The 18,253-nt window shown below is 40.9% G+C and carries 15 protein-coding genes and 1 tRNA gene; 4 read left to right on the top strand and 12 right to left on the bottom strand.

From position 1 onward, the window contains the following. Nucleotides 1–21 precede the first annotated feature (21 nt). From LEP1GSC202_RS16465 to rlmN, 4 genes are all read right to left on the bottom strand, one after another. Entirely contained in the window at nucleotides 22–534 is a 513-nt protein-coding gene (locus LEP1GSC202_RS16465; RefSeq protein WP_039929274.1) for a cytochrome c3 family protein, read from the bottom strand. A gap of 338 nt (nucleotides 535–872) precedes the next feature. Then, nucleotides 873–2,579, bottom strand: coding sequence for an ArnT family glycosyltransferase (locus tag LEP1GSC202_RS16460; RefSeq protein ID WP_015678795.1), 1,707 nt, complete (start codon nucleotides 2,577–2,579; stop codon nucleotides 873–875). Further along, nucleotides 2,576–2,863 (bottom strand): Cys-rich protein, encoded by a 288-nt coding sequence (locus LEP1GSC202_RS16455; RefSeq protein ID WP_015678850.1) that lies wholly within the window; start codon nucleotides 2,861–2,863, stop codon nucleotides 2,576–2,578. The genes LEP1GSC202_RS16460 and LEP1GSC202_RS16455 overlap by 4 nt, the downstream gene beginning before the upstream one ends. Further along, nucleotides 2,847–3,908 (bottom strand): 23S rRNA (adenine(2503)-C(2))-methyltransferase RlmN, encoded by a 1,062-nt coding sequence (rlmN, locus tag LEP1GSC202_RS16450; protein ID WP_039929296.1) that lies wholly within the window; start codon nucleotides 3,906–3,908, stop codon nucleotides 2,847–2,849. Before rlmN ends, LEP1GSC202_RS16455 begins: the two co-directional genes overlap by 17 nt. 212 nt (nucleotides 3,909–4,120) lie before the next feature. Between rlmN and LEP1GSC202_RS16445 the strand changes: the two genes are divergently transcribed. Further along, nucleotides 4,121–5,440: a sterol desaturase family protein gene (locus LEP1GSC202_RS16445; protein WP_015678881.1), complete on the top strand. Its 1,320-nt coding sequence runs from the start codon at nucleotides 4,121–4,123 to the stop codon at nucleotides 5,438–5,440. Here LEP1GSC202_RS16445 and LEP1GSC202_RS16440 read toward each other — a convergent pair. After that, nucleotides 5,424–7,418 (bottom strand): LTA synthase family protein, encoded by a 1,995-nt coding sequence (locus tag LEP1GSC202_RS16440; protein ID WP_015678797.1) that lies wholly within the window; start codon nucleotides 7,416–7,418, stop codon nucleotides 5,424–5,426. The two genes, LEP1GSC202_RS16445 and LEP1GSC202_RS16440, sit on opposite strands and share 17 nt — an antisense overlap. A gap of 59 nt (nucleotides 7,419–7,477) precedes the next feature. Further along, nucleotides 7,478–8,722, bottom strand: a complete 1,245-nt coding sequence (locus LEP1GSC202_RS16435) for a PQQ-dependent sugar dehydrogenase (RefSeq protein ID WP_015678852.1) — start codon at nucleotides 8,720–8,722, stop codon at nucleotides 7,478–7,480. A gap of 70 nt (nucleotides 8,723–8,792) precedes the next feature. Here LEP1GSC202_RS16435 and LEP1GSC202_RS16430 point away from each other — a divergent pair, with 70 nt between their 5' ends. Beyond that, nucleotides 8,793–9,095, top strand: coding sequence for a transmembrane 220 family protein (locus tag LEP1GSC202_RS16430; protein WP_015678813.1), 303 nt, complete (start codon nucleotides 8,793–8,795; stop codon nucleotides 9,093–9,095). A 17-nt stretch (nucleotides 9,096–9,112) separates the two neighbouring features. Here the strand turns inward: LEP1GSC202_RS16430 and sufB are convergent, their stop codons facing one another. The 4 genes from sufB to LEP1GSC202_RS16410 form a co-directional block, all read right to left on the bottom strand. Continuing rightward, nucleotides 9,113–10,507: a Fe-S cluster assembly protein SufB gene (sufB, locus tag LEP1GSC202_RS16425; protein WP_039929295.1), complete on the bottom strand. Its 1,395-nt coding sequence runs from the start codon at nucleotides 10,505–10,507 to the stop codon at nucleotides 9,113–9,115. A gap of 33 nt (nucleotides 10,508–10,540) precedes the next feature. Then, nucleotides 10,541–11,134 carry a peroxiredoxin gene (locus tag LEP1GSC202_RS16420; protein WP_012388348.1) on the bottom strand — a complete coding sequence of 198 codons (594 nt, stop codon included), beginning with the start codon at nucleotides 11,132–11,134 and terminating at the stop codon, nucleotides 10,541–10,543. A gap of 35 nt (nucleotides 11,135–11,169) precedes the next feature. Then, entirely contained in the window at nucleotides 11,170–12,678 is a 1,509-nt protein-coding gene (locus tag LEP1GSC202_RS16415) for an ATP-binding cassette domain-containing protein (RefSeq protein ID WP_015678776.1), read from the bottom strand. Between the two features lie 244 nt (nucleotides 12,679–12,922). After that, a complete protein-coding gene (locus tag LEP1GSC202_RS16410) occupies nucleotides 12,923–15,430 on the bottom strand; it encodes a hypothetical protein (RefSeq protein WP_039929272.1) in 2,508 nt (835 codons plus the stop codon). A gap of 162 nt (nucleotides 15,431–15,592) precedes the next feature. On the opposite strand from LEP1GSC202_RS16410, the gene LEP1GSC202_RS16405 reads away from it, so the two are divergent. Beyond that, a complete protein-coding gene (locus tag LEP1GSC202_RS16405) occupies nucleotides 15,593–15,997 on the top strand; it encodes a PaaI family thioesterase (protein WP_002973585.1) in 405 nt (134 codons plus the stop codon). Between the two features lie 4 nt (nucleotides 15,998–16,001). Continuing rightward, a tRNA-Leu gene (locus LEP1GSC202_RS16400) sits at nucleotides 16,002–16,088 on the top strand. A gap of 4 nt (nucleotides 16,089–16,092) precedes the next feature. On the opposite strand, the gene LEP1GSC202_RS16395 is transcribed toward LEP1GSC202_RS16400, so the two are convergent. Both LEP1GSC202_RS16395 and LEP1GSC202_RS16390 read right to left on the bottom strand, forming a co-directional pair. Next, nucleotides 16,093–16,869, bottom strand: a complete 777-nt coding sequence (locus LEP1GSC202_RS16395; RefSeq protein WP_015678828.1) for a hypothetical protein — start codon at nucleotides 16,867–16,869, stop codon at nucleotides 16,093–16,095. A gap of 14 nt (nucleotides 16,870–16,883) precedes the next feature. Continuing rightward, a complete protein-coding gene (locus tag LEP1GSC202_RS16390) occupies nucleotides 16,884–18,197 on the bottom strand; it encodes an N-acetylmuramoyl-L-alanine amidase CwlD (RefSeq protein ID WP_039929292.1) in 1,314 nt (437 codons plus the stop codon). Nucleotides 18,198–18,253: the final 56 nt, after the last annotated feature.

The following is an 18,253-nucleotide window of genomic DNA, read 5'->3' as shown; positions in this document are numbered from 1 at the left end:
AAATTATTACTTGTCTCCCGATTATCTGTGGCACGTAGAACAATCGTTAGGAGCATTGTTCTCTCTATGGCAATCGACACAAAATCCCATATTGAGGGACTTAGACTGTCTAACCTTTACCATCTCTGCCATGTTGCCATGACATGTGGAACAATCAACGCCGCGTTGCACGTGTCTTGAGTGGTTGAAGTATACGAAGTCTGGTTGGTCATGGACCTTCACCCAGGAAACTGGAGTGTTGCTTTCGTATTGAGCTTTGAGCCACTTAACATGTTCTTGGTTTCCCGCTACGTTACCTGCTCCATGACAGTTCATACAAGTGGAACTTGGGGGAACTGTGGCATGGGCCGAGTTTTCAACGCCTGTATGGCAATACTTACAGTCGATTTTGTTATCGCCAGCATGTATCTTATGGTTGAATGGGATGGGCTGGTCGGGTGAATAGCCCACATAACGGCTAGGTGAAAAAATCAAATATGCAAGCGCTGCTACAGCAACGATAGGCACAGAGATCTTGAGTATTTTTATATTCATTCGCAGATTTCCTGAATCCGTTTACACTGTCTTCTGACAAGGAAAGGTAAAATCCGAAAAAAAGCAAGTATGTAAGGGTTTTGGTTGCGAAAAAACATAAAAAGAGACATAATCTGATATTTTTTCCGAACATTCTTTGTTGAAACTAAGTCTCAATTAACTGCATTTTTACCAGCGAACAAATGTTAGAATTTTAAAGCCAGATGCTTTGGATGGTATGGGAACGTGAATGCCAAACGACGGAGAAATCCTAAAGAATGGTTGTTGGGAGTAAAAAAAAAGGCCCTGACTTTGACATCGAAGGGCCCTAAAAACCAGACTTACACAATTTAGCCTAGTTATACTTTCGAGTTTTTTAAAGATTTCCCCTGCTTTTTTTTCACCCAAACCAAAGAAATTTTCTTTGTGACAAGGTTTCTTGTCTCTTTTTTGAGAAAGCTGATGGTTGGTGTTGCTACTTTGAACGAATCCTTTTCAAGGACTGGGATGATTTCATAGGAAGGCCCTGCCATCTCTTGCAATTGAGTGAGTTTTTCCGATGGCAAAATCATCAGTCGTTCTGGTTTTTCCGACCACAAACGATCCAGTTTATCCTTATCGTAGATATTCCTAAAATTTCGTTCCGCATAAAACCCATACGACCGTTTGGAATTGGACATCCAATAGGTATAAACAACAGGTTCCCCTGGTTCCAATTCTTTGATTTTGGCACCGAATTCACGAGATGGTTGGTAACTTGTGAGAAGTGGATAAAACTGCAAACTGATGGCACTCAAAAACAAAGTTGCCCCAACGAGGGTGACAAGGATTTCCAACGGGATGAGTTGTGCAGAAAGTAAGATGAATAAGATCCCAATGGCTCCGAACACATAATACAAAATACCCACATCGGAAACAAAAACAGGGAATAAAAAATAACCCACTAAGTAGACAAGGCCCGCAATGAGAAACGATGGCCTAAGCCTTGCAACATTGGACTGAAACAAACTCTCTTCCATGATTTTTCCAAAGTACAAAGCAGCAGCAGGTAATACCCAATAGGTATACTGTGGGAGTGGGTATCTTGAAAAGGAGATCAGGAACAAAAAGAGAAACACCCAAAATGGAATCACAAAATCTATTTCTTTGTATTCATTGGCTCGGATCTTTCTTAGAATTTCCTTCCAACCAAGGGATTTCACATATTGGTAGGAATGGAAACTGAGATAGATGACCATGGGTATCAGCCCACTAAAGAAAGCCCATGAAAAGGATTTGTAAAAGTAAAATGGATCAAACTTGATGTCGTACATCTCACGATAGAAACGACCAAAGGATTGGATCCATAAAAAGAAAACAGGTCCATAGGAATTGAAGTTTTGGTATAAAAAGGTACACCAAAGTGCTGGTAAAGAAATCAGAACAAAAATCCCCGTTGGAATTCGCATCGAGAATAAAAGTTTCCAATCCCTACGGAATAAGATGTCTCCACCAATCGAAATGGCTGGGATCACAACAGAGATAGGACCCTTTGTGATAAAACCCATAGACATCATAAGGTACATCAGGTAAAAATAATTGGGATTTTGTTTTCTACCTAAATAGTAAAAATGATACGTAAATACCAGGTATGCAGTGAGGTAAACATCGATTTTTGGATCGACAATCATGGCATACACACCTGGAGCAAGTAGATAGGCAATTGATGCCAGGTACCCTTGTCTTTCTTTTCCACCTGCTAAAATGGTGATGCGATAGATGGAATAAACAGATAACAAACTTAAAAAAATCGCAGGGATCCGAAAGGCAATGTTGTTAATGCCAAAAAAGAAAAAGGAAGTGGCAATCGTCCAAAAGGTTAGGATGGGTTTATCCAAATACCTTCTACCATTATCAATGAGTGTAAAAAAATCATTGGAAAGAACGAGCTCACGACTGATGCCTGCATACTGTGCGCTATCAATATCAATCACATCTAATGGCAATGTGAATAAGATAGGCAGGGAAGCCATAAGCAACAATATTCGATAAAAAATCCGTTCCGAGGGAGAAAGAGTTTCTTTCATTCAAAAGTACCTATTTGCACAAGGCATTGGCCAAACCCCTTACAGGAGTTAGGTTCTTGATCATAACATTGTAATATGTCACTATTGTGTGTGGTGCAACCATCCATACATTGGATCCGTCCTGTTCGTTTCACATCGGGTGCGAGTGTGAGTTTGAGTTCCTCTTCTGTGCATGAGACAAATTTTTCACATGCCATTTGGCATTTTTGTTCCACGATGTCTTGGCAGTTCGAGAAACTGAAGGCCAAAAATAAAACCAATATCCACTTATTTTGTTGTTTCACTTCGAATTCCTTTGAGAGCTAACATCCCACAAGCGCCATTGATGTCCCGTCCAGGACTTCGGCGATTGAGAATGGGTGCAGTCGTTTTCGCTTTGAGATGCATCACAAATTCTTTCACTTCTTCATCGGTTGGCCGACGCCATCCCGTAAAGTCTGTATTGAGTGGGATCACATTGATCTTACATTTGTTCACAGACCTTGCAATTTTTGCGAGCCGTTCTGCATTGTCTCGGCCCATATTCACATCAGGGATCATTACATATTCGAATGTGATGGCCCGATCCAGTTCTTTCGTGAACCGTTTGGCACTTTCAATGAGTTTTTCCAAAGGGTGTTTGTCATTCACATCCATCACAGAAGAACGTGCATTGGGGTTTGGGTGGTTGAGAGAGATCGCAAAATTAAATGGTTCTTTGTTTTCAATGAAACGGTTGATCCCTGTGGTCACACCGGCTGTGGAGATGGTGATCCGAAGGCCTCCGAGTCCAAAGGCATCCTTATCCCGTAAGATATGGGCTGCCTTCATCACAGAAAAATAATTGTGCATGGGCTCCCCCATTCCCATAAATACGATGTTTGTGGCGCGATCCCCAACAAGGCGTTCTACCTGCAACACTTGGTCTAGGATTTGCCAAGTATGCAAATTGCCTTTGTATTCCAAAAGGCCTGTGGCACAAAATTTACAATTAAGGGTACAACCAATTTGAGAGGAGATACAAATGGTTTTTCGACCACCATCTCCCGAGGGAATCCATACGGCTTCGATCTCTTTGTTTTCCCCGACATAAAAGGTAAATTTCCTCGTTCCATCTTCTTTGGAAACCAAGTCCCTTCCAATTTCAATTTCTGGGTATAACGTGTGTGTTTTTAGTTTTTCCCGTACTTCTTTGGATAGAGTGGTAAACTGGTCAATGGTCGTATAACGACTCTTATAAATTCCGGTATAAATTTGTGCTGCTCGGTATTTTTCAAGACCTAAGGAAACACATATCTCTTCTAGTTCTTTTTTGGTTTTCCCTTTGAGAACTGGGGTTTCCTCTTTCATCGTGTAGGTCCTTTCACCATTAGCCAATCTTTTCTTTGCCACCTTACGGGACAAGAAATTACACTCTTTCTAAATGTCTTACTCCAAAAAGGCGAATTGAACAAGTCTAAATTCATAGAATCGTCACAAACAAGGAAGTTTCCTAGAGGAAATGGACATTGACTTAGTGGACATGATTCAAAAGCCTAGTCTCTAGTGAGGAAAATAAACGCATGAATAGCGATGCCTTTATGGAATACGCCTTTATCGTCATGGTCGCACTGATCGGGATTGAAATTTTTGTTTCTTATATGAAGGGCAAAGAGTTTTACCGGTTGAACGTTCTCATCGCTGATGTGAGTACAGGTGTGATCTTTGCACTGGTAGGAGTGGTCATCCTACTCGGAGCCCTTTATGTTTATGATATCGTCGAAACGAACTACTCTTTATCTGCTCTTGGTTATCATTTTTTTCCATTAGAAAGTCCCTTTCAATTTTCACCTAGTTTTGTTGTGAATTGGCATGCACTTGGAGCTTGGACATTTTCTGTGGTATTTGCTGACTTCATATACTACTGGTTCCACAGGCATTGCCATGAAATCAATTTGTTTTGGGCAACCCATGTCACCCACCATTCCACCCAAGAAATGAACCTTTCGGTCGCCTTCCGAGGGAATGGATTACAAAGGATTTTTGAGTATACGTACTTTCTTGCGATGGCTCTCCTTGGGATCCCTTGGGCGATGTTTTTACTGAGCCACAGGATCTTAAAAGTATACCAATTTGTCGTGCACACTCGTTTCATCGGAAAACTTGGATTTTTAGAAGAGTTTATGGTAACCCCTTCTAACCACAGAGTCCACCATGGAACCCAAAGGAAGTACTTGGATCGCAATCATGGTGGAATCTTCATCATTTGGGATCGAATGTTTGGATCTTTTGAATGGGAAACCGATGAACCCATTTATGGTTTAACCAAACCAGTCAATTCCTTTAACCCAATTACTGTCAACTTACACGTGTTCAAGGATATGTTCCTACAAATCTTCAAATGTAAGTCAATCGGTGATGTGTTCAAAACCATATTTGGGCCTCCTGGTTGGAAACCTTCTTACCTACAAACACCAGATGATGCTTTCAAAGAACCAGCGTATACGGAAAAGTATGATCCCAAACCGCCAATGGGTGTGATGGTGTATGTGGCACTGCAAGCGGCAGTCCTTATGGCTGTGGGGCTTGTGATTTGGAAAGTAGCCAAAATCAATTTAGAACAAGACATGACAACACTTGGAATTCTTTCCATTGTGATTATTTTTAGTTTGTTTTCCATTGATCGGACGATGGAGATGAAACGTTGGTCAAGACGAACCGAAGTGGTGCGCAATGTCCTCTTTATCATTGCCTTTGTATTGGCTCTAGTTTATTCCAATATCCCGAACATCGCAATGTTTGCCATCCCTCTCATCGGTCTTTCGTTTGTATCCTTAGTATGGATCATCCTCAAACGAAAAACCTTCTTCGATTTGAGTAATATTTCTAATACTTGGTATTAGATTTTATCTCCTTAAGTGCGGACTCTGAAGGGAACAATTTGTTCGACTTCAGAAGTTCGTCTCCTAAATTCAAATATGCTTTTGTTTTCTCTGCATGTTTTTTACATAAATTCAAATCCTGATAACAAAGTCCAATGTCAACAAATGGTTCTTTGATGGTTTTGGTTTCCCCTTGTCCTCCTGTTACCGATTGGTAATACAAAAAATCACCTTCAATCCAACCAAAGATATTTCCATACGCAAAATAAGCGGAGGTCCCCTTTACCTTTCGCAGGTCACGACCCATGACACTAAAGAAGACTTCTCTTTCCATAAATCCAAGGATCGTGGGAATGAGATCGAGTTGGGAAGTGATGTCTTCCCTAATCTCCGGTTTGATTTTCCCTGGTGCATAAATGAGAAGAGGAACATTTCGATCTTCATAATAATTGAGAAACCTATGGTGGCTATGGTCTGAGACAAAAAAGAAAATGGTATCTTTGAAGTAAGGTGCTTTTTTTGCTTTTTCCATGTATTCGAAAAGGGCAAAATCAGCATAATGTAAGACATTCAAGTATTCACTATCCTGGGTGTCTTTCCCAAACAACCGGTATTTTTCATCTGGAACTTTGTACGGGTAATGTGTGGTACCTGTATGGATGACAGAGACGATAGGCTTCTCTGGATTTACATTTAACAGACGTTTGTGCATTGCATCCAAAGATGCTTCGTCTAAATAACTCCATGGCCCAGTTTTATACTCTGGATTTTTTTCTAAGTCTTGTTTGCCAACAAGGGTATCAAAACCCCAATGGTACATGATACTGCCCTTGTTATTAAAACTTAAATCAGTTCCCGTAACAAATAGAGTTTCATACCCGATTGTTTTTGCAATATTCCCAAGGCCCGAAAACCGGTTGAGGATTTGGGGTGTGCGAACTGCTGTAAGTCCTGGTCTGTCTGGGATTCCACCCATCAATGCCATAAGTCCATTGGTTGTCCTTCCCCCACTGGCAAAAAAATGTTTAAAGAACATCCCTTGGCGGATGAGTTGGTTGAAGTGAGGTGTGACCACTTTCCCTTCCACTTTCCCTGTTCCAATGATATCAATGAATTTTCCAGTCCAACCCTCGAGCACAACCACAACAATATGAGGGAGTTGTTTCCCTGAGCTAACAGTTGTTTTTCGTAGGAGTGGGTATTCTTCACTCACAAATTCGGCCCCCGGATAAGCGACTTCCTTTCGAACAAAGGAGGTAGCTTCCTCTAATTTCATATAATGGCGGTCATCCACCTTTGTCATCTTTAGGTCGGTGATGACGGTAAACCCAGGGTTTAACACCAAATCATTGATAATTGTTTCTTTTGTGATGATGGCATCACTGGTTCTAAGTGGGCTTGTTTGTACGCCTCCTCGGATACCAAGTACAAGTAAGGCAAGGACAAGTAAAAACTGAAGGCCTGCCCATTTGTAATGTAGGTTCACATGGGAATACGGGAAATTGGATTGGATTTTATAAATTCCAAAACCAATACTTGCGATCACTACTAAGCCAAATAAAAACAATAATGGGTTTTGTGAGAAAGCAGATCCCACAAGAGGTAACATTTCAAAACCTAGGTAAGCAAATGCTTCATAACCCAAGTGTTTGTTCCCATTCTCATAGTAGATTAAGTCTGCGATGAGTAAAAACAACAAAAGGATCATGAAAACAACAGGGATTGTCCTCCAAACCGCTCGATACCATTTGTTCCGATTGAAGAAATGGAGTGAGGAATAGACCAAACTAAATCCAAGTAACACACATAATACGGAAAGGTCAAATCTTGCTCCTTTTACAAATGCTTTCAGAATGATCCAAATGGATTTGTCATGTATCCGATAGGAATACATCAAAAAGAATGCGGCCCGGTAGATGGTTAAAAAAACGATTCCAAGACCTGCAAGTAAGAGATGGAATCGAATGTAAAAAGGTATCTGAGAGAAGAATTTTTTCATAAATGAATCTACTTTAAAATTTGCAACAATTGAATTGGTTTGATTCCAAATGCAATGGTTTACGGTTTTCCTAATTTGTAAATGGTTCCTGTTTGGTAATCGGCAACAAAGATTTCGCCGTCACTGTCCTGACCAAAACTTGGGATCAGGATGTTCCACTTTCCAAGAGAAATGGTTTCCGTAATTTTGTTATTTTCTCCGGGTTTTGGAAGGTCAATCGCCCATATTTTCCCCTGGATAAAATCACCAAACACGTATTTGCCTTTTAACTCTGGAATTGAAGATCCGGTGTAAACATACCCACCCGTGATGGATTGGCCTTCCTCCCTTCCATATTCATAAAATGGAGGTTGGTATAGAGATGGATTACACCCATCAGTAAAACAATGGAATCCTTCTGTTTGGTTCCATCCGTAATTTTTTCCAGATAAGATGATGTCTACTTCTTCATATGCATCTTGCCCTACATCAGCGGCAATCAAACGTCCGTCAGGCGAAAAACTCATCTTCCAAGGGTTCCGGATTCCATAAGCAAATATTTCAGGTAAAAAACCTGGTTTTCCGATGAAAGGATTGTCCTTCGGAATGGAATATGGTTTTTTCCCATTGGGATCAGGGGTTGGTGATATCCTTAAAATCGAACCAAGGAGCGTGTTTGGATTTTGTCCGTTATTTTTTGGATCCGCTCGCCATCCGCCGTCGCCAAGTCCAATGTACAAATGCCCATCAGGTCCAAAACTAATTTGCCCCCCGTTATGGTTCGGATATGGTTGTTCTACCTCAAGTAACACTCGTTCGTTTTTTAAATCCATCTTTTCAAAGGAGTTTGGATTTTCAACTTCCCATTCCGCAATCACAGTCATATCTCGATTTGACGAATTGATGACAGTATGTGTGTAAACCTTAGGTTCTTTGGGATACTTGGGATGGAAGGTGAAACCAAGAAGACCCTCTTCACTATCTGTGATTACCTTTAACGACTTTAACACTCGTTTGGTCTTCTTTTCTCGATCAAACAAGATAAGATCCCCTGCCTTTTCCAAAACAAATAAAAAGGGACTATCTCCCGGTGGGAATTGGATATCAGTTGGTTCCTTTACTTTGACTACTTCCTGAAGCGAAATTGTGATTTGTTTCCGTTTGGCATCGGGTCCAATGAAGATTGGTTTACTGCCCAAAACTTTGCCATCGGTCTCATACTTTTTGTTGAATGTTTTTAAGATCTTTCGACCAAAATCATCACAGGCAAGGGAGGAAAGGGAAAAGGAAAGAAGGGAAAAAATAACAATGATTTGGATTTTCATACGACGTCTTCTTGTCATAGGATAATTCGCTTGGATTTGTACCCGCAATCAAAAAACTTTGGAAACTGTGATGAAACTTTTCTCTTTAGTCTCGATTCCTCTATTCCTTTTATTTGCTTATTTGCAACTGAACGATCCAGATCCTTTTTTGTGGTTTCCGATTTATGCCATTGTCGCAATCCTTGCCGGCATTCGTTTTTTCCGTCGATTGCCGAAATGGATTGGGTATACCATTATCCCATTGTATCTTGTCCTATCTGTTTACTATGCAACAGAAGCTCCCTACTTTGGGATGGAAGTGGAGGAAGTGAGAGAATCCCTGGGGCTTCTCATTGCCGCATCCGCGGTTTGGGGTTTTGTTTTTAAAAAATAAATCGAAGTTTTGAAAACTTATGTTTCCGCGATGACTTTCCCATCTTCTAAGATCATACGGATGAGTTTTGTCATCTCCACTGAGTATTCCACATCTAAGTGTTTGGTGACACCTTCACAGAACCCATTGATAATGAGGAGTTTCGCATCGTCTTCCGACATCCCACGAGACTGTAAGTAAAACAATTGGTCATCGTCAATTTTGGAAACGGTAGCCTCGTAGTTCAAAGTTCCTTCTTCGCCTGATACATCATTATATGGATACGCATGCGATTGGGAACGGTTGTCCATCATCAGCCCATCACATTTGATATGGCTATAAGATCCTTTGCTAGAAGGTTCAAACTTCACGAGACCTCGATAGGAATTGATCCCACCGTCAAGAGCCACACCTTTTGCTAAGATATTAGATCTTGTGTTTTTACCCACATGGATGATCCGAGCACCCGTATCTTGCACTTGGCCATTCCCAGCAAAGGCGAGAGAAAGCACATCCCCTGTGGAATGGTCTCCTTGTAAAATGATCCCTGGGTACTTGATGGTATTGGCACCGATGTTACAATCTGTCCATGTGATGTGAGCTGCTTCTTCACAGATACCACGTTTCACGGTCCAGTTGTACATATTTTTTTTCCAGTTTTGGATTGTCGTATAAAAGATTTTAGAATTCTTTTTGGCGACTAGTTCCACAACAGCTGTATGGAAATTGGTCCCCTTATCTTGGACAGAGGTACAACCTTCACTGTATTCCAAGTGTGCCCCTTCATCGGCAATGAGAAGTGTCCGTTCATATTGTCCGGAACTTGCGGCGGTTACTTTAAAATATGCCTGCAGTGGCATAGGAGTTTTGACTCCTTTGGGAATGTATGCGAACGAACCACCACTAAAAACACAAGAATTAAGAGCTGAAAATTTATTATCACCGATCGTGACCACGGTTCCCAAATACTCACGAACCAGTTCTGGGTAATCACGGATGGCAGTGTCGATGTCACAGAAAATGATTCCTAAATCAGTGAGTTCCTTTTTGACATTGGCATAAATGGTTTCGGAATCGTTCATCGTTTCGATCCCAGCCAAGTACTTACGTTCGTGTTCTGGAATTCCTAATTTTTCGAAACTTCGTAGGATTTCGGGATCCACTTCATCCCAAGATTTTTTTTTCTTTTGATTGGAACCTACATAATGTACATAATCATCGATGTTGATTTGAAACTGTGGGATAAAACCCCAGGTAGGCATTGGTTTTTGTTCATACACCTCAAATGCTTTGAGACGAAACTCGGCAAGCCAACTCGGTTCATTTTTGATATGGGAGATGGACTCTACAACCTTACGTGTCAAACCCTTTGGAAAATTATTTGCTTGGTAAAATTCGACATTCGGTCTTTCTATGTTTGTTGTAGATTCCATTGGTTCTCCCATTCTCTATTCGAGAAAGTTCAATTAATTGACAGAAGCGAAGTAAGCTTTGGACCCTGTAGGATCTGCTTTCATCGTTTTTTTCCCTTCATCCCAGTTTGCAGGACAAACTTCACCATGTTTTTCCACGAATTGGAAAGCCTTGATGAGTCTGAGTGCTTCTTCAATGTTACGTCCTACTGGAAGGTCGTTAACAGTTGCTTGGCGGATGATACCTTGTGGGTCGATGATGAAAGTTCCGCGTAACGCAACTCCTGCATCAGGACCAGACTCAATGAGAACACCAAAAGACTTTGCAATTTCTTTTGTTTTGTCTGCGATGAGTGGGTATTTGATCTCTCCAATACCACCTTCTTTTTTAGGCGTTTTTTTCCAAGCTAAGTGTGAAAATTCGCTATCAACAGATACACCCAAAACTTCAGCTCCGATCTTTTTAAAATCTTCTAGTTTTGCATCGTATTCAATGATCTCTGTTGGACATACAAATGTAAAATCAAGTGGATAGAAAAAGAGTACCACCCATTTTCCCTTGTAATCAGATAATTTGATTTCTTTGAAACTGTCCCCGATCACTGCGGTTGCTTTAAAATCAGGGGCATGTGATGTCACTTGTGGCATAATGTCACTCCTTAGAATTATTCTAAGTACAGTCCTTAGATTCTGTCTAGATGTTTTTGTGTGAGCCGGAAGTTTTCCAAAACCCACTCTTCACGAGCCAATGTTTTGACAAAGCTTGCATCATGACTGACAAATACAAGTGCAGACTGGATTTCTTGTAATGAGTGCTCTAAAGCTTCTACAGATTTTAAATCCAAATGGTTTGTTGGTTCGTCTAAGAGGACCACTTCTGCTTTGGTTTCGATTTGCATCGCAAGTGCTAATTTTTTCCCTTCTCCAGGACTTAAGGATTTGGATTCCAAAAATCGTTTGGGATCACTCCCCAATCGATGGACAATCGCCAGTAATTCGGCTTGTTCCTTATCAGACAAGGATCGGAACTTTTGGAATAAGGCCTCGAGTTCTCGTTTTGAAAATTCCTGTGGAAGGTACACATACGAAATTTGTTTACCTTCAAAACTTTCCAAAAGATACCGCAATAAACTCGACTTCCCAGAACCGTTCGCACCAGTGATGGCAATCCTTGAATGGGTTCCAATTTTTATGGGAAACTGCAATTCTAAATATAAAAAAGGTAAAACCAACCTTTCTGCATCATATTGAAACAAATGGTTACGTTTTGTTAGGTGGCTCTGCCATTGGATGCCTATGATTTCTTTTTCTGGTAATGTTTCCCAAATTTGTTTTTCCTTTTCAGCACTTCTCTCAGTCCTTCGTTCGATTTGGTTTTTCAATCGACCAGCCATACCATCTTTTCCAGAAACGCGGACTAAATCTTTTTTGGCCCTACCATCATGGTCATGGAGATCCAAACCTTTTTTAGACCGCTTCGTATGAGAAAGACTTGCTTCCTCTCTCCTACGTTTCCATTCCTTCTCCAATTTTTTCCGTTCCGCCTTCGTAGATTGCCAATTAAGAATCCTTGCTTTCGCTTCTCTGTCTCTTTCCCGTTTGCCTTCTGAATAATTCCCAGGCCTTTGTTCTAAAAAGTTTTTTTCTAAAAAAACACAGGAAGTTGTCATTTCATCTAACAAAGACCTGTCGTGGCTAATCAAAATTCCAATCCCTTCGTAAGCCCGCATTGCCTGGCGTAAAATCATTTGGCTCTTCGCATCAATATGGTTTGTTGGTTCATCCAGTATTAGAACCTCTGGTTGTTTTGATAGAATATGAGAAAGGAGAAACTTACGTTTTTCTCCAAAACTCAGAGTTTGGTATTCCTCGGCTGATTGGATTTTGATTTGCAATCGGCTTTTCCAAAAACCTGTTTCTTTGGAATCATCATACAAAAAATCATTCACTTCATTCAGATCTATTTCTGTATCTTGTGAAACATACAAAACATGGATTGGGCCTTCGACTTTACCATGGTCTAAACTCAAGTCTCGTAAAAGGATTTTGGCAAGTGTGGATTTTCCACTTCCATTTTTGCCAATGATTCCAGTCCAACCGGTGGAGAAATGGACATTTAAGTTTTCAAAGATTGGTTCTGATTGTGTTTCGTAACGGAAGGATCCGTTTTGGATGCGTAAGTGTTTGGACATAAAACATGCTCCTATTGGTTTCCATTGGAAAATGGTAAGCAAGTCTTGTCCTAGTTTGAAGAGGAAAAGTGGAAATGGTGATTTATTGTTTTTTGCTTACCTAGTTAGGATTTGTAAGTCTCATCGGAGTGCCCTCGCTTTTTTCTGTTAGACTGAAACGATCATCAATCTTGTCAAGAATAAGTGAAAATGGAAACTCGTGTGAACCTGAGACAAAAGATTTTATCGTTACCTGGTATCGAGATTAGTTCCCTTTTGCCATGGGGAATTTTTCCATAAACTCTGTGATGTCCCGGATGTTACGGTTGATCATCTTACGCAGTTCTGGTGGGATATTTTGTGATTTGATGACACGGTAATAATTGAGTGCATTTTTTAACATCTTTCGACGGGCAAACTCTTGTGCCTTCATGAGCATTGGTTTGTATTTATAGTAGGAATATTCCATAATGGAATAATTTTTCGACAACCGAAACGCATGTGGGATTTTTCCAAAATCATACGTTAACGTGAGAAACGGTGCATCGTCTGCTTCTGGAGGTTTTAATTCCAATACCCCATGGATGATTTTTTCCGGTTCATCCTCTGTGGCTTTTTCCGCCATCTCATCAAGAGGGATAGGAGATTCTTCTTCTGCAATCTCACCCAAATCCCCATCCACAATTTCGATTTCGGGACCGTCTACGTCATCAAAAGATGGGCCTTCTTTTTCCCCGGCCTCTTCTTTTAGTTTCCGATCTCGGAACACCTCATCCGCATCAGGCAAACCGATCTTGATATCATCCGCGACAAGTGGTCTATTGGTTAACTCCACTTGGATGGGCATATCCGTTTCAATGATTGTTTCCGACTTATGTTTGTTAGGATCAACTGCTTCCGGCAGTTCCACCTTCGAAGAAATCAATTCATCAGTTTGAGGGTCAACGGGATCTGGTAGTTCTAATTCTTTTCGTAAGGAATCGGTTGTTTCTTGGAACCAATTTGGTTCTTCCTCGGATGGTTTCCGTTCATCCGGATGGAGGAGAGGCTCCTTTTCATCGCGACGAAGGTCATTTGGATCCGGTAAACCAATGGGTTCGAGGTCCCAAGATTCAGGTAATTTTAAGTTGGGTTGTTCTGGAAAATAGGGTTTGAGTAAATCGTTGAGAGAGGCCTCTTCCCCTTTCGCTTCAAATTCCTTTGCCTTTTTTTCTAATTTTTGAAGGGCTTGTTTTTTTAAAAACTCTTCTCGTTCTTTGAAACGGTCTCGTTTCCGTCTGTCTTCACCAGAACGTCGATCCTTTCTGCCTGCAACATTGGTCCTACGATCAGGGCTTTTCCTTCTCTCTTCGCCAGACCTTCTGTCAACAAGGGGAAGGTCTTTGAACTGTTTCCAATCGTTGGAAAAAAAAGTATCTTCTGGTAAATCAAGTTCTGAAACATCTTTTTTGGAAATCTGTTCCGCTAACTCTTGTAAATCGAATGGTTTACGTTCTTCTTCTGTCCTTTGTTTACTCTCTGGTGGAACAAAAAAGGGACCAACAATCCCTGATCCACTTGGTGCAGCAGAAATTCCTGGCATCGCAGGAGTGATCCCTCCTTGCGTCAAACCTTGGTTTAACGATTGTAAGAGTTGGTCTTGGTTTTGGATGAGTGCCGGATTTAAATTTTGAGGTGGAGGACTCCCTTGTAAAAACTGATACACAATTGGATGAACCAATTGGTTTCCACCTTCCACTGTTTGGTTGATTTGTGGTCCACTGGAGGAGGGAATGTCTCGTTTCTCTTTGGGGAGCGGAGGTGGCGGGAATTCTCCGATATTTTGCGGTTGTGGGAATTGTGGTTCTCTTTGGAGATTCGGAAAGTTAGGTGGTGGTGCGTTCTGTGCAAATTGGATCGCACGTGCAATGGATTCCGCAAATAATTCTGATACCTCTTTTAAGGCATGCACCAAATCACTAAGGTCCTTATCCGGTTTTTCTCCACTCCCAGGAGGTTTTGGTTTCGCCTTAGGAAGAGAATCTTTCCCTTCCTTTTGTCCATCTTTGCCAAGATCGGAAGGACTCGGAGGAGGATTGTCTTCTAAGAACTCTTCTAAATCCTGGATGTTTTTTTTGATTTTTTCTTTGATTGCTGGATCGGGGATTCGGTTTCCTGTTCGTTCAAAGATTTCAATGGCTTCTTCCACTTGTTCTGCTTCCACAAGTGCTTCCGCATTGAGGAGTGGCCTTCTGTGAAAAGAATACTTTGAATTTTTCGAAATGATATCATCGGCCGAAAAACTTATTTCGGGACTTTCACGTCTCGGCCTTTCCGGTGCACTTTCGGATCCTGAACTCTCTTCCCCAAAATCACCTAAGGGAAGTTCACTTAAATCTTTTGGTGGTTTTTGTTTTTCGCGTTTTCGTTTGGAAGGTTTAGACTGTCCTTCCTCACCTAATCCTGGTTCGCCTGTTTCCCCATCTAAATCTGGTAACTCATTTAATTTTTCTGAAAATGATTTGGGTTTTTGTTTAGAGGACTTTGGATCCGTTTGGAATCCCAGTTCTTCTCCCCTTCCTTTTTTAGGACCCGTTTCCCGCGAAGGCCTTCCTCCTCCACTTCGTTTTGGTTCTGGAGGACTTGTTTCTTCACCTTGTCTTTGTTTGAGTCTACGTTTTTGCCTTGGACTTAGATCGGATGCGGGCCCACCACTCCCTTCACCCCGGGCGATCTCGTCAAGATCGGCACCGGTTCCAGAGAGACCGAGTAACATCATTAGGGTGGTTAACATAGAAGGGTTCTACTCTTTATTTTCGAGGTTTAGAGAGCTGGTATTTAAGAAATAACCGAATAATATTGAATTTCCAAGCTTTTTACGAGGCTTTTGGGATCAAACTGACCGCAAGTTCTTTTTCTGCTTGACACAAGAGAAATTCTTGCGTTCCATGGTGGCATGAAATCCGTTGCGAAAAAAAATCTCAGCTTTGCCTCCTCACCGGACAATGCAGACGGGTTGCAGTTAAAAATCACATTTGACGAAGACACCAAAACTGCCTTCGGTGATTACACCTGCCCCGAAAAATACCAGGGTTTACCGGATCAAATCCACCCAGGGATTATTTCTACCATCCTAGATGAGATCATGGTCAAGATCAACGAAGCGATGAATTTCGAAACCACTACTGGGGAACTCACAATTCGTTTCCTACAACCTGCTAAGGTGAATGAACCCCTCCACTTACGCGGATGGTTTGTGAAAAAGAATAAAAAAATCATCGAAAACCGTGCTGAAATCGAAAATGAGATCGGCAAAATAGTGGCCCGCGGAAAAGGTAAATATATCGAAGCTGAAGACTAATAACGCCGATGTGGTGGAATTGGTAGACGCAGTGGATTCAAAATCCACCGATGGTAACATCATGCCGGTTCGATTCCGGCCATCGGTACCAAACGTTATTTACTTCGAAACCTCTCACAAGCAGTTTGGTAAAAGTTTTCTTCAATTTTATCAATCGCTTGTAAGACGAGGTTCATTTCTTCCTTAGTCATCAAATTAAAAATTTTCCTTCCCTCTTTCAATATCAAAACCCCTAAAGAAATTCCATTTTTATCATCGATCGTATAGAGTGTGGATTTTGATTCCATTTTCACCAAAATATCTTCCATGATGAGGATGATTTTTCGCACCAGTTCCTTATCAGAAAAAATTCCAAAGAGTTCACCAACATCCTTTCGGAAAGCATCTGCTTTGGATTTTTCAACTGAAGATATCAATTTCTCCATCGCTTCTTGTGATTCCAAAAACTCTTTGGGAGAATCTTTTGTATCAAGTGCCAATACCAACTCTTCTTCAAAACTATGTGCGGTCACATAGGAATGGAGTGCAGAGAGTCCTGCTTTTAATGCCAAGGGAAAGTGTTTCCCAAATCGGAAAATGGACATTGCCAAATTGCCAAGGATCCCCCAAATTTTTGTTGGGTGGTTTACAAAACCAGATAACGCATCAAAGGCGGCATCGAGTTTTTTTCTCTTTTCATAATTTGGATACAGGTATTCCAAAAAGAAATCTAAAAGTTCTTGAATCGTAACTTCCGAAATCGAATGAAACTCGGGGTATTGTTTTAAGTTTTCTTTTGAATAACGGGTTACCAAGGACTTCTGGTACAGAGAAATAAATGCAGGGAATAAGGGATGGTTTAATACTTTCGAAGTTTCTTTTTTAGGTTTCATTCGAATGCAATTCTCTAAATCACTTCATCAAAATATGTTTCATACCGTTCCCAATTTACTTTTTTACCTTTGGGAATGTATGGTAAGTTGGAATTTTTTTTCACTTCCAGACCAACAAACAAAGAATAAATGCCAACTGCGAGAGAAATGGCAGTTTCTTTTTTATTTTGAGTGAGGTATTTCATATCACGACTACGATTGACATATCCAATTTCGATAAAGGCACATAGGGCATTTGTGTAGGTAGGCAAACTATAGGTGGATATATATGGTTTTTGGATGGGTCCCAGTTCAGGGTACGGAGAGTCTTTGGTTTTCAGTTGGACAGGTAACCCATATTGGACAAAACGCATGAGTTCTTTTGTGACGTAATGGTTGTCTCCACCAAATCCTTCCCTTCCCCCTTCACGCCTCCACTCTTCCTTTTTACCCATTTCCCTTTCAAAAAAACGACCACTTGGCTCAAAATCCTCATGTGATTTAGCATAAGGACCTTTTTTACCTATGTTTTTTTCCCAATTAGGATCATCCGCATACTTCCAACTAATCATATTTTGGCGGTATCCTTCAAACTTTGTTAAATCGGCTTCTTTACCATTTTTTTTGGACCAATACCCATGGAAGTATATCCAAGTGTCAGCCATTGCATTTTCTAACTTGCTCCATCCAGATTGGAATACAAGCCAATCAGACCAGGGCCCTTTTAAAAATCCATTCGGCGATTTTTCTTTGTTCGAAATTTTTTTTAAGAGAGAAAAGGTTTTATAACCTGGTGTGAGAACAGCGGCCATCCCTCCTTTTTGCCCTTTGCTTGCAGGATTTAGGTGAAGGGATAAAACCAAATGGGGTTTGATTTCATTGATTTTAGAGAGCCTACCTTTTTTCCTAACAGATGTTTTTGGATCGGGAAAATCATACAAACGGTAAGGGGCATTCGGATCATCAGAATTTCCGTCATCATCAAAGGAAGATTCTCTTGTTAGGTGGCTGATTAATTTTACCCGAGTGAATTCATTTTTTTTAGAAAATAGTTTTAAATACCCCTCAAATTCTTTCCAACCTTGTTCTGTTTCCGTTAATTTTAGAATTTTATGGACTTCTTTGGATAGATCCAGGACCACTTTTCGTTCCGTGATACTTCCATGTTCGGTTCCTTGTTTGTATGTTTCTAAATAGGTTTGTGTGACACTATCATATTTATCCCCATGTTGGGCTTTGGGATCTTTAGCCACTCCGCCATGGCCTGGATCAATCACGACCCGAAAACTTGGTTCGGCTGTTAACGAGATCGTGAAACATAAACACGATAGAAGTAAGAGGAATTCAATTTTGGAATGGGTCCATTTTGAGTCTGACACGCTTGTGCCATTCTCCGCCCAAGCGC

It is taken from the genome of Leptospira yanagawae serovar Saopaulo str. Sao Paulo = ATCC 700523 (assembly GCF_000332475.2).
Classification (GTDB): domain Bacteria; phylum Spirochaetota; class Leptospiria; order Leptospirales; family Leptospiraceae; genus Leptospira_A; species Leptospira_A yanagawae.
The sequence above is the reverse complement of the archived record's forward strand: the minus strand, read 5'-3'. Positions and strand labels throughout refer to the sequence as shown.

What these genes read in the sequence shown, in the direction of transcription:
- LEP1GSC202_RS16465 (WP_039929274.1), bottom strand. Translation starts at nt 534, where the DNA reads ATGAATATAAAAATACTCAAGATCTCTGTGCCTATCGTTGCTGTAGCA.
- LEP1GSC202_RS16460 (WP_015678795.1), bottom strand. Translation starts at nt 2,579, where the DNA reads ATGAAAGAAACTCTTTCTCCCTCGGAACGGATTTTTTATCGAATATTG.
- rlmN (WP_039929296.1), bottom strand. Translation starts at nt 3,908, where the DNA reads ATGAAAGAGGAAACCCCAGTTCTCAAAGGGAAAACCAAAAAAGAACTA.
- LEP1GSC202_RS16445 (WP_015678881.1), top strand. Translation starts at nt 4,121, where the DNA reads ATGAATAGCGATGCCTTTATGGAATACGCCTTTATCGTCATGGTCGCA.
- LEP1GSC202_RS16440 (WP_015678797.1), bottom strand. Translation starts at nt 7,418, where the DNA reads ATGAAAAAATTCTTCTCTCAGATACCTTTTTACATTCGATTCCATCTC.
- LEP1GSC202_RS16435 (WP_015678852.1), bottom strand. Translation starts at nt 8,722, where the DNA reads ATGAAAATCCAAATCATTGTTATTTTTTCCCTTCTTTCCTTTTCCCTT.
- LEP1GSC202_RS16430 (WP_015678813.1), top strand. Translation starts at nt 8,793, where the DNA reads ATGAAACTTTTCTCTTTAGTCTCGATTCCTCTATTCCTTTTATTTGCT.
- sufB (WP_039929295.1), bottom strand. Translation starts at nt 10,507, where the DNA reads ATGGAATCTACAACAAACATAGAAAGACCGAATGTCGAATTTTACCAA.
- LEP1GSC202_RS16420 (WP_012388348.1), bottom strand. Translation starts at nt 11,134, where the DNA reads ATGCCACAAGTGACATCACATGCCCCTGATTTTAAAGCAACCGCAGTG.
- LEP1GSC202_RS16415 (WP_015678776.1), bottom strand. Translation starts at nt 12,678, where the DNA reads ATGTCCAAACACTTACGCATCCAAAACGGATCCTTCCGTTACGAAACA.
- LEP1GSC202_RS16410 (WP_039929272.1), bottom strand. Translation starts at nt 15,430, where the DNA reads ATGTTAACCACCCTAATGATGTTACTCGGTCTCTCTGGAACCGGTGCC.
- LEP1GSC202_RS16405 (WP_002973585.1), top strand. Translation starts at nt 15,593, where the DNA reads ATGAAATCCGTTGCGAAAAAAAATCTCAGCTTTGCCTCCTCACCGGAC.
- LEP1GSC202_RS16395 (WP_015678828.1), bottom strand. Translation starts at nt 16,869, where the DNA reads ATGAAACCTAAAAAAGAAACTTCGAAAGTATTAAACCATCCCTTATTC.